The organism is Pedobacter sp. SAFR-022, assembly GCF_051965375.1.
Lineage (GTDB): Bacteria > Bacteroidota > Bacteroidia > Sphingobacteriales > Sphingobacteriaceae > Pedobacter.
This window is the reverse complement of record NZ_JBQCME010000001.1, coordinates 856,322-870,789: the sequence shown is the minus strand read 5'-3', so window position 1 is coordinate 870,789 and position 14,468 is coordinate 856,322. Positions and strand designations below refer to the sequence as shown.

The 14,468-nt window shown below is 45.8% G+C and carries 12 protein-coding genes and 1 pseudogene; 4 read left to right on the top strand and 9 right to left on the bottom strand.

Going from position 1 to position 14,468, the window contains the following annotated elements:
• Positions 1-85: 85 nt before the first annotated feature.
• Positions 86-1,123, bottom strand: a complete 1,038-nt coding sequence (locus tag ACTHQF_RS03745) for a Gfo/Idh/MocA family oxidoreductase (protein ID WP_440428513.1) — start codon at positions 1,121-1,123, stop codon at positions 86-88.
• A gap of 36 nt (positions 1,124-1,159) precedes the next feature.
• On the opposite strand from ACTHQF_RS03745, the gene ACTHQF_RS03740 reads away from it, so the two are divergent.
• Positions 1,160-1,519: a hypothetical protein gene (locus ACTHQF_RS03740; RefSeq protein WP_440428512.1), complete on the top strand. Its 360-nt coding sequence runs from the start codon at positions 1,160-1,162 to the stop codon at positions 1,517-1,519.
• A gap of 125 nt (positions 1,520-1,644) precedes the next feature.
• Here the strand turns inward: ACTHQF_RS03740 and ACTHQF_RS03735 are convergent, their stop codons facing one another.
• From ACTHQF_RS03735 to ACTHQF_RS03700, 8 genes and pseudogenes are all read right to left on the bottom strand, one after another.
• A complete protein-coding gene (locus ACTHQF_RS03735; RefSeq protein WP_440428511.1) occupies positions 1,645-2,322 on the bottom strand; it encodes an OmpA family protein in 678 nt (225 codons plus the stop codon).
• A gap of 155 nt (positions 2,323-2,477) precedes the next feature.
• On the bottom strand, positions 2,478-3,176 hold the full coding sequence (locus ACTHQF_RS03730; protein WP_440428510.1) for an ABC transporter ATP-binding protein: 699 nt from the start codon (positions 3,174-3,176) through the stop codon (positions 2,478-2,480).
• Entirely contained in the window at positions 3,176-4,651 is a 1,476-nt protein-coding gene (locus ACTHQF_RS03725) for a DUF5687 family protein (protein WP_440428509.1), read from the bottom strand. Before ACTHQF_RS03725 ends, ACTHQF_RS03730 begins: the two co-directional genes overlap by 1 nt.
• A gap of 2 nt (positions 4,652-4,653) precedes the next feature.
• Positions 4,654-5,904: a replication-associated recombination protein A gene (locus ACTHQF_RS03720; RefSeq protein WP_440428984.1), complete on the bottom strand. Its 1,251-nt coding sequence runs from the start codon at positions 5,902-5,904 to the stop codon at positions 4,654-4,656.
• Positions 5,873-5,941: pseudogene (locus ACTHQF_RS03715) on the bottom strand (hypothetical protein); the annotation flags it as partial. The pseudogene ACTHQF_RS03715 and the gene ACTHQF_RS03720, both read right to left, overlap by 32 nt.
• Positions 5,938-7,149 (bottom strand): DEAD/DEAH box helicase, encoded by a 1,212-nt coding sequence (locus ACTHQF_RS03710; RefSeq protein ID WP_440428508.1) that lies wholly within the window; start codon positions 7,147-7,149, stop codon positions 5,938-5,940. The pseudogene ACTHQF_RS03715 and the gene ACTHQF_RS03710, both read right to left, overlap by 4 nt.
• A gap of 89 nt (positions 7,150-7,238) precedes the next feature.
• The gene (locus ACTHQF_RS03705) at positions 7,239-8,297 is read right to left on the bottom strand and encodes a phytase (RefSeq protein WP_440428507.1); all 1,059 of its coding nucleotides are present in this window, start codon (positions 8,295-8,297) and stop codon (positions 7,239-7,241) included.
• A gap of 62 nt (positions 8,298-8,359) precedes the next feature.
• The gene (locus ACTHQF_RS03700; protein WP_440428506.1) at positions 8,360-11,176 is read right to left on the bottom strand and encodes a TonB-dependent receptor; all 2,817 of its coding nucleotides are present in this window, start codon (positions 11,174-11,176) and stop codon (positions 8,360-8,362) included.
• 392 nt (positions 11,177-11,568) lie between these two features.
• Between ACTHQF_RS03700 and ACTHQF_RS03695 the strand changes: the two genes are divergently transcribed.
• The 3 genes from ACTHQF_RS03695 to ACTHQF_RS03685 all read left to right on the top strand — a co-directional run bounded on the left by ACTHQF_RS03695 (position 11,569) and on the right by ACTHQF_RS03685 (position 14,465).
• On the top strand, positions 11,569-12,453 hold the full coding sequence (locus ACTHQF_RS03695; RefSeq protein WP_440428505.1) for a manganese catalase family protein: 885 nt from the start codon (positions 11,569-11,571) through the stop codon (positions 12,451-12,453).
• A gap of 106 nt (positions 12,454-12,559) precedes the next feature.
• Complete coding sequence (locus tag ACTHQF_RS03690) at positions 12,560-14,113, top strand: PAS domain-containing protein (protein ID WP_440428504.1); 1,554 nt, start codon at positions 12,560-12,562, stop codon at positions 14,111-14,113.
• A complete protein-coding gene (locus tag ACTHQF_RS03685) occupies positions 14,103-14,465 on the top strand; it encodes a response regulator (RefSeq protein WP_440428503.1) in 363 nt (120 codons plus the stop codon). The genes ACTHQF_RS03690 and ACTHQF_RS03685 overlap by 11 nt, the downstream gene beginning before the upstream one ends.
• The last annotated feature ends 3 nt before the right edge of the window (positions 14,466-14,468 follow it).

Here is a 14,468-nt window from a genome sequence, read left to right as displayed (position 1 = left end):
CGCTTGAAAAGCGATAAAGCCCTTCAGGAGAGGTTTAGGCCTTCGGTAAACCTGCCACTAATGTCCTCACACTGGAAAAGATGCACTATTTAAACTCCTGGAACCCTGCCGGCGCTTCTAATATACGGAGCTGCGTGATGACCTGTTCTTCCGTTACCGGGTAGGGCTTATTGTTCCGGATGGCTTGGTAAACGCCTTCAAAGAGCGGCATGTAGCTGCCCTTCTCCGAAACCAGCCGCTCTTCCTTTTTACTGCCGTCCGGGTTCATGCGGGTTAAGGTCGCCGCAAGCTCCTCTGGCTCCTCGCCATAGCCTTCACTGCCCGGGCGAATGGCTTTCAGCAGTTGCGCCTCCTGAATATCCGCACGGTACTTCACTAGGCTGCCCTGTTCGGCATGTACTACAAACGCTGCCTGTGGATCAGGAGCAAGCATTGTGGAGCATACAAATACTTGCAGGCTATCCGGGTATTGCAGATGGAAATGGAAGTAATCGTCTACCTTGGTGTCTTTACGGTTCATACCCAAGACCTTGTAGAAGCTTAAAGGCTTACCAAACAGGTTAATCGCCTGATCTAACAAGTGCGCACCCAGATCATACTGGAGCCCGGTTGCGGGTACCAGCTCTTCTTTAAAGGTTTTAGGGCCGATCGTATTGCGGTAGCGATCAAAGCGGATGTGAACCTCGGCAATTTTACCCAATACGCCGCTGTCAATAACCTGCTTTACCGCAAGGTAGTCACTATCCCAGCGCCTGTTCTGGTACACAAACACCTGATTGCCGGTTTCCCGGGAAAGATCGAATAAAGCTTGTGCTTCTTCAACCGTAGCAGCAAAGGGCTTCTCGACCAGCACATGTTTGCCTTTCAGCAGTGCCTGTCTGGTATAATCGTAGTGCGTGAAGTTTGGTGTATTCACCACCACCAGTTCTATTTCAGGATCATTTAGCAGTTCATCAATGCTGTCGTAGCTATTAATTTCCGGGTAATCTTTATGTGCTTTCTTCTCATTACGTTCGGTAACTGCGCTTAAATTAAAGCCCGGGTGTACGGACAGGAAAGGTGCGTGAAACAGCTTTCCAGACATTCCATAAGCCAGCAGGGCAGTGTTGATGATCTTCTCCATAGTTTAAAAGTAAGCATATAAGCGTATCTTTGCAGTATGAAACCTTCAGAAATTCATGCAAAATGGAAGATTTTGCAGCAAAAGATCGCTAAGGAATTTGATTCTGATGAGCCGGACTTGAAGGTTATCCTGTTTCTAATCGGGGTACAGGAGTTGGGAAAAGGCCCTGGAAAATACAGCAAGCGCCAAAAGGAAGAGCTGATGCATATCGCCACCTGCAGGCTTTTAAGTGAAATGGGCTTTTACGAACTCGAAGGACTCGATCAGGATGGCTGGCCGCACTGGAAGCTAATTAAACCAGTGCCTGCATTTGCCATGATGGAGCAGGAGCTACTGCTGAAATCATTGGCGGTTACCTATTTCGAGGAAATCTACGGCGATGAATTCAACGCCTAAAGGCGAAGAACCTTATCATACAAGAATCTTATTCAAATAAAAAGGCCTCCTGAATTGTAGGAGGCCTTTTTATATTTGGTCGCTTTCCCTTAGGAAAAGCTTTCTAATGCTCATTGTAAACTCGCCTAGCTTTGTGCTTTAGCTTCTTTCTTCAAGTCATCATTCGCAACAATTACAATCTCAACCCTACGGTTGGTTGCTCTTCCTGCTTCAGTAGCGTTGTCACCAATAGGCTCTGAAAAACCTTTACCTACGGTAGATAACCTTGATGCTGGCACGCCCTGAGCTACCGCATAAGCTTTTACCGCTGCTGCTCTGCGCTCAGATAAACTCATGTTATAAGCTTCTGTACCACGGCTATCGGTATGACCGATAACTTTAATGTCTGTACCTGGATATTGATTCAATGAAGCTGCAAGCTTTTTGATGTTGTCTTTAGAAGCTTCTTTCAGGTTGCTGCTGTCAAAGTCGAACAAAATACCGCTGTCGAACTTTACAATGATACCTTCACCTTCACGGATTACCTCTGCATTTGGTAAAGTCTGCTCGATCTCAGCAGCTTGCTTATCCATTCTTTTACCAATGAAACCACCTGCGGTACCACCAATTGCACCACCCAATACGGCACCTACTGCAGTGTTACCTGCTTTTTTACCAATGATGGCACCAATTACGCCGCCTGTTGCTGCACCGATACCCGCACCCTTTTGTGTTTTAGTTAAACTATCGCATGACTGGAATGCCATTGCACCGATAGCCAATGCTATACTTAATGTTGCTGTTTTAAATTTTGAGATAATCATAATGTATGTTTTAAACCGGGGCTAAATCAAACCTGATGCCAAGATATGCTTATTAGTTTTTATTGTTAACTAACAAGAATATTGCAGTACCAAGAATTAAGGTGAGAAAAAGTGTGTAGAGCAACTGTGTAAGTTGCCCTGTTTTCTAAACAGTATTACTCCGAGAAGTAGGTTTCCAGCTCCTGTAACGTATTTTCTGTAGTTTGTATATCCTTAATCACGATGCCTTTTTCCAGCAGGATGATCCTGTCGCACACATCGGTCACGTGGTTGAGGTCATGACTTGAAACGATCGTCGTAACCTGATGTGTTGTCCTTAAGCCTTTTACCAGGGATTTTAACCGTATTTGTGTGGTCGGGTCTAAGTTGGCGAATGGCTCATCGAGAATCAGCAGTTCAGGGTTCTGCATCAATGCCGCTGCAATGCCCACCTTGTTCTGGTTGCCTTTAGAGAAGTCACGGATGTACTTGCCGCTGTTCAGAATCTCGCCATTGAAAAACTCCACATACCGCAATAGGTACTGCTCTACATCAGCACGTGTCATGTTGTGCAGACTGCCAATAAAGATAAAATACTCCTCCGGTGTCAGGTAATCGATCAGGAAGTTCTCATCCAGGAAAGATGCGGTATAGTTCTTCCAATCGTCCGTTTTAGCAACATTCTCGCCTTTAGAGAAGATACCACCTTCATCCGGCCGGATCAGGTCCAACAGCATGCGGAACAGCGTGGTTTTACCTGCGCCATTGTTCCCCACCAAGCCGATGGTTTCACCTTCATTAATTTGCAGTTGCGGAATATTCACCACGGTACGTTCCGCGTAGATCTTCTTTAGGTTCTTAATTTCTACAATCATTATTTTTCTCTGAAGCCTTCGGCGATTTTATATTTTCTCTTGTTAAATGCATTCACTAATACGTCTATCCAGAAGCTGCGGCTTAAAAAGCAAATTAAACCTGCAATACCCAATGCCGCGAGGCCCCAGTAAGGCTTTCCCATCAGGTTAAATGGCACGTAGAAGAGGTATGGTATCAGGAATACCGGCAGGCTCATCAACATGGAGGTCGCACCTACACCCTGCCAATTGAAGCTGGAACCGCTTTTCATATCAATGGCCTTGTAGTTAAACGTGGCCATGTACATGACCACAATTGGAGCAATCCCAATGCTGAAGAAATAAGCCGCGAACTGTACCACCAGAATCTTCCAACTGATGAAGCCATACAAGCTCACCACCGCTGTTAATACCGTAGAAGCCAAGGTAAACAGTAGCAGCTTCGCCCGGAAGAAGGTCTGTACGCGCACTTTATTACTCAGCAAGCCATCAAATTCAGCACTTTGCCAGCCAAACATAAACTGCCCATATAGCAGCACCATATTGCCAGTCATGAACACTGCGGCGAAGAGCATCAGACCAAAGTTGTTCTGATCCAGTTCCTTTTGCTTGTAGAAAAGCAATCCGTAGAAAATAAATAGCAGGCCTTTAGATACCGTAGATTTGCTTCGCTTATTGCGTAATATCAGTTTAATCTCCAGGGCCGCAAGCTGACCAGCAGCACCAAAGCGATCCAGAAAAGGATAGTCTGTGCTGGTTTTCTTTTCTTCGCCCGAACGGAGTTCTTCCATGTACAGGTTCTTGCGCAGGTAGTTCGCGTTCATAATAAAGACCCCGACCGCAGCCAAAGGGAACACCAAGGCAATGAGTGGTTGTTTCGCTACAGCGCTGAAGATCTGATTGGAAACTGCAGCAATGGAGAACACTTTAAAGTACTCCAGTAAACCCAGTATAATCAGCACTAAGAATCCGATAACAACAAAGCGGGTGTTCGATATGGAAAGTCGCTTTACATATAGCGCCAGGTAGTTATTGAAAATCGAAAGGGATACCACTGCAAGCATGTACATCATGGCCGCAAAACCACCGTATGTTCCCATCACGTTCATCAGTATGAAGGGGAAGAACAGGAACAGCGGGAAGATGTTAAAGGCAGAGAAAATAGCCCGTATGTTTAAGAAGTTCACCAGCTTACGCTTCGGAATTTTCAAATGCAGATAAGGCACAATGGCCAGTGTAGGCAGCTCCTGTATTTGTATCCTGGATAAAAATTCAAGTGCAAAATAGTATAGGATCAAGCCGTTGAATACATCCATCACCGCGCGGTCGGGATAAAGCTGGTGGATAAGCTTATCCATAAAGAAGCCGACCGCTAATGCACAAAGCAGTAGGTAGAGGATCAGCAAGCCCATAATGATCTGGACAGCGATGCTCGTTCCTTTACCTCTGGCCCGGAAAAAGCCCTTCCACTGGTGACTTAAAAATGTATTCAGCATATTTAGTAGTTATATTTCTTCTTCCAATTCTGGCGCAGTTTTTCCCGTAGCTTTTCCTCTGCAGGGTTTTTACCCGGATCATACAGCTTGGTGCCACTGATCTGCTCGGGCATATACTCCTGTTCGGAGAAATTCCCTTCAAAGCCATGTGAATACTGGTAATCTTTACCATAGCCAATGTTCTTCATGAGCTTCGTTGGCGCATTGCGGATGTGCAGCGGTACTGGCAAATTGCCGGTTTCCCGCACCAGCTGCTGCGCTTTGTTAATGGCTTCATAAGCCGCATTGCTTTTCGCAGATGAGGCCATATAGGTCACCGCCTGGGAGAGGATGATCCTGGATTCCGGAAATCCAATCACATTTACCGCCTGGAAGCAGTTGTTCGCCAATAATAAGGCATTTGGATTGGCGTTGCCGATATCTTCTGCAGCCAGGATCACAAGCCTTCGGGCGATGAACAGCGGATCTTCACCACCTTCAATCATACGCGCCAGCCAGTAAACGGCGGCATTCGGGTCCGAGCCCCGGATGGATTTGATGAAAGCGGAAATGATGTCGTAATGCTGTTCACCCGCTTTATCATACATGGCCAGGTTCTGCTGCGCATGTGCAAGCACACTTTCATTGGTCAGCACAATGTTGTCGCCGCCAATGCCGTTTATGGCTATTTCAAGCACGTTCAGCAGTTTCCTGGCGTCGCCGCCGGAGAGCCTGATTAACGCTTCATGTTCCTTTAAGGTGATGTTCTTCTGCTTAAGCACCACATCCTCGGCAATGGCGGTTTCCAGCAGGCCTTTCAGCTCCGCTTCATCCAACGACTTCAATATGTAAACCTGACTTCGGGAAAGTAAAGCCGAGATAACTTCAAAAGAAGGGTTCTCCGTTGTTGCGCCGATCAGCGTAACCAGTCCACGTTCTACAGCACCCAGGAGACTATCCTGTTGTGACTTAGAAAAGCGGTGAATCTCATCAATAAACAGGATCGGCAGGCCTAGCAGACTATCTTTCAGCGCGGTAGCACGGTCTATCACCTCACGGATATCCTTTACCCCGGAGTTAATCGCGCTAAGATTAAAAAAAGGGCGGTCCAGTGTTTTCGAAATGATATAGGCCAGGGTGGTTTTACCCACACCCGGAGGGCCCCAAAAGATCATCGAAGGCAGCTGACCGCTTTGAATGGCTTTTCTCAGTACCGCATCCTGACCCACCAGGTGTTTCTGGCCAACATATTCGTCCAGATTCTGTGGGCGCATGCGCTCTGCTAAAGGAGCTAGGTTCGGCATAGGCTATTTCGCTTGCGGTTTCTTCTTAAAGAACTTGCGCCTTGGCTTATTGTGCGCCGGCTTTTCGGCGGTCTCACTTTCCGTTACAGGGCCAAAATGCTCAGGCAGTGGAATACGGTTAATCGCCTTATCAATCAGCTTTTCAATATTGGCAAACTTACGCTTGTCCTTATCATTTACCAGTGTGATGGCCGTTCCGGTAGTTGCTGCACGAGCTGTACGACCAATCCGGTGTACATAATCTTCCGGGTCATGTGGTACGTCGAAATTGATCACCAGTGAAATACCTTCCACATCAATTCCCCTCGACAGTACATCCGTACCAATCAGTACAGGTACACGTTTATTTTTAAACTCTGATAATATCGCTTCACGTTCTTTCTGATCCAGGTCAGAGTGGAAAGCTTCCGCTTTAAACTTCAATCCTCGCAGCACCTTACCCAAATTCTTAACTTTCTCCTTGGTCGAAGCAAAGATGAGTACACTTGGGTAAACCTCCGGGTTCATGATTTCCGTCAATAGCTTTACCTTCTGACTATCGTGAATAAAATACGCCTGTTGGTTAATACCTGCTGCGGGTTGTGAAATGGCGATGCTCACCTGTTCAGGTTTATGCAACAGCTTTGCCGCAAGTGTTCTGATCTTTGGCGGCATGGTTGCCGAGAAAAGTATGGTTTGTCTCTTTTCCGGCAGGAAACTGATGATCTTCATGATATCATCATAGAAGCCCATATCCAACATGCGGTCTGCCTCATCCAGGATCAGGTGTTGTAGCTGATCCAGCTTCAGTAATCCGGAGGAAAGGTGGGAGATCAACCGGCCTGGAGTGGCAATGATGATGTCTACACCCTCACGCATTGAGCGTTTTTGCTGCTCATAGGCGATCCCGTCCCCACCACCATATACGGTCAGTGAGCTAATGTTGGTGAAATAAGACAAGGCCTCCACCTGCAAATCGATCTGCTGTGCAAGTTCCCTGGTCGGAGCCAGAATCAAGGTGTTATTATGACGGTTTTCCTGTAAACTGATCTTGTTCATCACCGGCAGTAGATAGGCGCCGGTTTTACCTGTACCCGTCTGCGCGCAGGCAATCAGGTCTTTGTCTGCCAGAATTAAAGGAATGGCCTGCTCCTGTATTGGCGTGGCATTTCGAAAGCCCATCGCCGATAAACCCTCATATAGATCAGGGTTAAAATTAAAATCTTTAAAATCCAATATACTTTTTGTTATTACTCCTATAAAAGTAACCTTTATTAATTTAAAATCCAGATGTATCTTAAACTAGTTACGGGAGCAGCAACAAGCTATTTACCAGCCTGATCGATCAAAGCCTGTATAGGTCTCCAGTCATACAAATGAAAAGTCATACCATTGCTCATGGCTACAAACATGCCCTTTTGGAATTGTCCGCCCAGGTTTACACTAGTCACATCGGCACCATCACATTCAATGGTAGAAACCGGGATTTCGGCCAATAGCGTATGCTTATTCGCATCACCATCACTGCCTTCACGAGCATAAACCATGAAGGTGTTCTTTTGTTGATTCGAAATCAACAGGTAACCTGTCGTTGCTGAACTCTTATAGATTGCAATACCTTCATGGTCTGCCTTGAAGTCGTTCTGTCCAAAGAAAGCCAGCTCCGCATCGTCCTTCTTATCAGGATCCGCATAGTATTTTTTTACGCCAGCCTGTTCATCTGAATAATAGATGTAGCCAAGTTCATTATCCACAGCAATCGCTTCGATCTCTTTTTTTTCGCTAAAGCTGCCAAACTTTCTAACCACCGTAGCCGTCGCTGCGCCTTTGCTTTCTTCCAGTTTATACTGCCACAGATAGCTGCCGGATGGGCCGGTCTTACGTCCCACAATCACAAATATCGCCTTATCTGAGGGCCTGGTATAAATAGAGAGGCCCATTGGATCACGCTCCGTTTCGCCTTCAAATACAGGGATCCCGCCGTTGTCAATTGGCTTCAGGTCCGGTAAGGAGAAGATGCGGATCTTATTTGTTTCCCGTTCCGTCGTCACTGCGATATCTAAAGTTCGGTTGCCGAGCTGAAATTGATAAGCGATGTCAACATTATTTGGCCTTTTCAGTGGTTCTGATTTGTTGATGATTTCTCCTTTAAGATTGTAGAGGTAAAGTCCGCCATCACTGTCTTTATCTGTTCCCACAATCAGGCTTTGGCTGGCGTCTGCTGGATTGATCCAGATTGCAGGGTCATCCGTATCATGTGGTGTCGGCTGGGTGACCACCACAGGTTTTAAGGCATTGGGTTGGATGGAAGCCAGTTTGCTGCTACTGCATGAACTTAGTGCAGCAAGGATCGCGAGGTATAATATTGTTGTTCTTTGTATCATAATCTTGGCGCCCGGAGGGCATTAGTTTAGGCCTGGGTTCTGCGGGTTTTCTGTCTTGCAGCCTAGAAATCGAATTTAAGTCCCAGGTTATAACGTGCCTGATAGTATTCAAGTTGTTTCGTTAGTGCAGTGGATCCCTGGTAGTAACGCAAGGGCTGATTGGTAATGTTGTTGGCTTCAGCGAAAATCCGGATGTGCTTTTGGATCTTGTATGAAGCATTCAGGTCAAGAAAGAACTGCTTGTCATAATAGCTGTCGTTGAACTCCTCAGACCCAAGTTCATCGAGGTAGCTTGAGGTATAGTTAGCAGATATCCTGGCAGAAAACTTCTTGTTTTCCCAAAACAGGGAGCCATTGAGCATGTGTGGTGCAGTACCAGGTAAAGTAACATTCAATCGTTCCGTGCCTCCCTCATCTGCAATTCCTTTTGCCTTGGATTTGGTGTAGGTATAATTTGCATAGATACCAAAACCCTTCAGAAATTTTCCTGGTAAAAAGTCCAGCTGTCTTTGGAAAGCGAATTCAAACCCATATACATCAACGTTATCGCCGTTTCTGGACTGGATAAAGGTCCAGCTTTCAGTAGAAGGGATTGGGTTTGCCTGATCAGGGAAGTCGCCAGCGAAGTTTGCAGCAGTGTACTGGTTGTTGCTATAGGTGTAGATGAAGTTATTCAGGTTCTTGTAAAATGCACCTGCAGAGACCAGACCGACCGACTTGAAGTAGTTCTCCACCATGAAGTCAAAGTTGTATGCATAGGTCGCCTTCAAGGCCGGGTTACCTGCCGAGATTTCCGTATCTGCAGCATTGTTATTCACGAAAGGTGCAAGCGCATAATAATCGGGGCGGGCAAGTGCGGTGGTAAATGCTGCCCGAAGTACCAGGTCATTGGTTGCATCGTACTTGAAAGAAAGCCCGGGCATCACATTCGTATAGCTGTTTTTGGTGTTGATTTCAGCTTCCAGTTCTTCTTCATCCAGTACACGGTTCCCGGTGTAGTTGATGCGTGTATTTTCAATCCTTGCGCCGACAATCATAGACAGTTTATCATTGAAATCCTGGTCCCACCTGATGTAACCTGCATAGATGTGCTCTTTGGCCTTATAGTTTTGCGAGAGAAATTCCGAAGGATCAAGTTCAGGTGTAAATAGCTCGGGGTCGTACAGGTTCAGGTTGCCAAGGTAGCTTGCGGATGCAAATGCACCAGGTACGAACTTGCTTCCAGGATTGAAACCCTGGCCGCTATAATAGTTCCCCGGTACTTCGGAAAGGGTACGCTCATCCTCAGGTTCATAAGAATAGAAGATGTTGTTCCTGGATTTATCTTTGATCCTGGCGCGCAGACCAGTTCTCAATCTTCCTTTTTGACCTGAAATCACTGAAAAAGGAATCCTGATGTTTAACTTCCCACCAAGTTCAGTTTCTTCTGTATGGTCTCTGTTTTCCGAAAGTGCAGATTGCTCAAATAAGTTCAAGGCATTACCGGTATGAAATACCAATGGTTTCCGCAAGTTACTGAGGTCCTCAGACATGCTTGCATTCTCTTGTTCAAACTCAATATATCGTTCATTTGGCCTGAATTCCCTGGCGGTAGCATAGTTTACGGACCAGTCCAGATCCAGCTTGGCATTCAGCAGGTGCTCACCTCTTAAAGCATAGTTTTGCACGCGCTGATCTTCCAGCCTGCGGCTTCTATTCCGGCTGTTTGCACTGCCGCCTTTGGTTTCCCGCTTAATGTCCCCCGTAAAGCCAGTAATGGTCTCTCCATTATAAGTCGGTACAAGGTTGTCATAGGTCGTTCTGAACCGGTTCTCGCGGTCATCCCTCCAGTTGTATATGGCATTGGCAAAGATGGTGTTGTTCTCGTTAAACTTGAAGTCTAAAGCCAGGGCGGCACTCCTGCGAATCCGTTGCACATCATATTTTCTGATATCAGATTCCTGCACATAAGTGTTATTGAATTCATCTTTCACCCAAACGGCTTCGATGTTATCCGATCCAAAGTCATTGTTGTTATAGGATCCACTGGCCACCACACCAAGTTTGTTGTTGAGGAAACGGTTGCCGTAAACAAGTCCGCCGGTCACAATGCCGCTTTTACGAATGGGGCCATAGCCTCCTGCAAGTGTTGCGGAGATGCGCTCAGCATTCGGTGTTGCCCGGGTAATCAGGTTTACTGAGCCACCAATTGCATCGGCGTCCATATCCGGGGTCAGTGTTTTATTCACTTCGATCGTTGCGATCATATCAGATGGGATCAGGTCCATTTGCACATTCCTGTTGTCGCCTTCGGCGGATGGTATGCGATCGCCGTTTAGGGTAACGGAGTTCAGTGCAGGTGCTAATCCGCGGATGATGATATTTCGTGCTTCCCCCTGATCGTTTTGCATGGTGATGCCCGGCACACGCTTTAATGCGTCGCCTATGTTAGCATCCGGGAACCTTCCAACTTGATCGGATGATATGACATTGCTGATGTTACGGTTTGTTTTCTGCTGGTTCAGTGCCCGTGCCTGGCCAAGGCCACGGTCGCCGCGGATCACCACGTCATGAAGGTTTTCTGCGGTACTGCCCAATACAAGATTGACACTGGTATTTCTGCCAGCATCAACAACAACCTCTTTCCGTTGCGACCCATAGCCAATATACATTACTTCAATCTGGTAGGTGCCAGCTTGTACATTCAGGAATTCAAAATCGCCGATCTGATTGGATACGGTGTATTTATTTCCGGCATTTAACAGTCGGATGGTTGCTCCTGGCATGGAGATATTGCCTTCCAGACTGGTGACCTTACCAGAAATAATCCCTGTTTTTTGTGCAGAGGCGCTTAAGCCCAAAACGGAAATAAATAGAAGTAGTAGTAATCGTCTTATCATGTACTTGCTGTTTGATGAGGCGAAACTATCAAGCAAGTATTACAACGATGTTAAGCTAAGATTATCAATCAGCAATAAAGCAATCTGCGGATTACAATTACATAAGATTATTGTAACAAAGGAGATCAGCAAACCGACCTTAGGATTAATGCCTACAAACTCCGGGTGTAATTTTAATCATGTATGTAGGGCTCAGAGGGTGTGCTTCGTTAAGTTGCAGGAATCCATGTAGCTGCTTGGGTATTCTACCTTCTTGGCTGCTCTTTGTACGATTAAATATACCCTTCTTTTCTTCTCTTACTACCTGAAGTTCCGGTTTCTGAAACCTCCGCGGAAGCTGACTTGTTGAAATCTCCGTCAACCTATTTTAAACAACCAAAAACGAATTAACTATGTTCTATCATGACAACAAGCTACAGTACCAGGTACGCGTAGAAAAACCAAACCCCGCATTTGCTAAGCTCCTGCAACAAGCCATTGGCGGTATTGAAGGAGAGATCAGAGTCTGTCTGCAATATCTTTTCCAGGCATGGGGAAACCGTGGTCCAAACAAATACCGCGACATGCTACTGGATACTGGTACCGAGGAAATCGCGCACATTGAAATGCTGTGCACTGCTGTTGCCCTGAACCTTGAAGGTGCAACGCACGAGTTGAGAGATAAAATTGCCGGAGAAAATCCATTGGTGAGTAATATTCTAGGTGGAATGGATCCTAGACACGTGCTGTCTTCAGGACTTGCGGCCATGGCTGTTGATGCGAACGGCGTTCCATTCAACGGTTCATGGGTTGTAGGTAGTGGAAATATCGCTGCGGATATGTATGCAAACGTGATGGCCGAATCTACTGGCCGTGTGCTGGCTACCCGCTTATACGGCTTAACCGACGATCCTGGTATGAAAGATATGCTGTCCTTCCTGATTACCCGTGATGCCATGCACCAGAACCAGTGGCTGGCAGTATTGGAAGATTTAGGCGGCGTAAGTGCAAACTTACCGATACCAAACACTTTCCCAATGGCAGATCATGTCGAGGCCTTTGACTATGCCTTTGTATCTACAAACATCGAAAAACCTACTGTTGCTCCCGATGCACGCTGGGCTAGTGGACCATCGATTGATGGAAAAGGTCAGTTCAGATACGTGCCTGCTGAGCCATTTGGTGGCGAGCCTCAACTAGGCCCACCGGATGTTAAAGGTTTTGCTCAAGAGCAACAAATGACAGGTGGCATGGATAAAGGCATCATCGAAAATATCAAAGATACCTTACTTCCTTAACGATCATCATCCTATAATTGAGCCGCCAGGAGAACCTTGGCGGCTTTTTTGTTGTTAGCGGAATAATAACTTACTTTGAATCTCAGATTTTCAATAAACATTACCATTGGACAATATCAACAACGGTGAGTTCTCTTTTAGCCACCAAGACACCAAAAAGGACTTTGAACTTATTTCAAAGGCTATCGATGCTTCAATTTCCGGTATCATCCTGACCGATAACCTACAGCCGGATAATCCCATTATTTACTGCAATGCTGCATTCGAAAAAATGACCGGATACGTGAGATCTGAGATCATTGGCCATAACTGTCGCTTTTTGCAGAAAGACGATCGTAATCAGGAAATGAGGTTTGTATTGCGGGACGCGGTTCAGAATGGTCAGGACTGCTGTGTAGAAATTCGCAACTACCGTAAAAACGGAGAACTTTTCTGGAACGAGCTTTATATGTCGGCCATCCGGGATGAAAAAGGTACAGTAACCCATTTCATAGGGGTGCAGAATGACATCACCCTTCGCAAAAAAGCGGAGCAGGAGCTTAAGATGCAGCAGGACCTGATGGAAAAGCGTATCGAAGAGCGTACGCAAAGCTTGAAAGATAGTGAAGATTATTTGGCAAGTATTATCCAGACCGTTCGGGAGAGCTTAATTGTGCTCGACCAAAAATTCAACGTATTAAGTGCCAATGATCATTTTTTGAGAACATTCAAAGTAAATATTGAAGATACCATTGGAAAGCACCTTTATGATCTTGGTAATGGGCAGTGGGATATCCCTAAACTTAAAGAATTATTGGTAAGCATTTTACCAACCAGCAATCCAGTGGAGAATTTTGAGGTGGAACATGACTTTCCATACATCGGCAAGAAGCTAATGCTGCTGAACGCCTACCGGGTGGAGTTGAAGGGAAATTATAAAGATCGGATCCTGCTTGCAATTGAAGATATCACGGAGCGCCGGGAGATAGACCGGAGAAAGGACGATTTTCTTTCTATCGCCAGTCACGAGCTGAAAACACCGCTTACAACCATAAAAGGGTATGTACAGGTATTAGAACGCTTAATGCCCGAAAATGCAAGTGAAAAGTACAGGTCTATTGTCACTAAAACTGCCAGCTACATCGACCGATTGAATAACCTGATTGCTGAGTTATTGGATGTTTCCAGGATTCAAACGGGTAACATAGAAGTACATAGGGCCTATTTTGACTTTGATAAGATGGTGGCAGAAACGGTCGAAGCCATGCAGCTTGCTTCTGTAGGCCCGAAAATTGTTATTAAGGGAAAAATTGGCATAGCATATAATGGTGATGAACCGCACATCGTTCAAGTAATAACAAATTTGCTCTCTAACGCGATTAAATACGCGCCTGAATCTCCGGAAGTGGTGGTCTATTTATCCTTGGTAAGCGACTACATTAAAGTGTCCGTGATGGATTCTGGAATGGGGATCAGTTATGAAAATCAAAAGCGGATCTTTGAACGGTTTTTCCGCGTTGGAGAGATCCAGCAACGTTTTCCTGGAATGGGAATCGGATTATACCTATGTGACCAGATCGTGAAGAATCATGGAGGTTCATTATGGGTGGATAGTGAAAAAGGAAAAGGCTCAACATTCAGTTTTACGTTGCCATTAAAACAAAAGGGAAATGACGAATAAGACAATACTAGTTTGTGATGATAATGAAGGCATTTTGGACATGCTCGGCCTGATCTTGGAAGATGCCGGCTTTGACGTCATTCCTGAACAGAATAGCTTGAATATTTACAACCTGATTGAAAAGAAACAGCCCGATCTGGTGCTGCTGGATCTATGGATGCCGGTACTTTCGGGTGACCAGGTGCTGAAAACACTTCGCCAGAATGCCAGAACAAAGGAGCTGCCGGTTATTGTGATCTCCGCCAGCACTGAAGGAAATAAAATAGCCGCCGAAGCAGGTGCTACAGCTTTCATTGCTAAGCCATTCGATGTGAATGACCTGGTTACCAAAATTCAGGGGCATCTGAGTTAATTG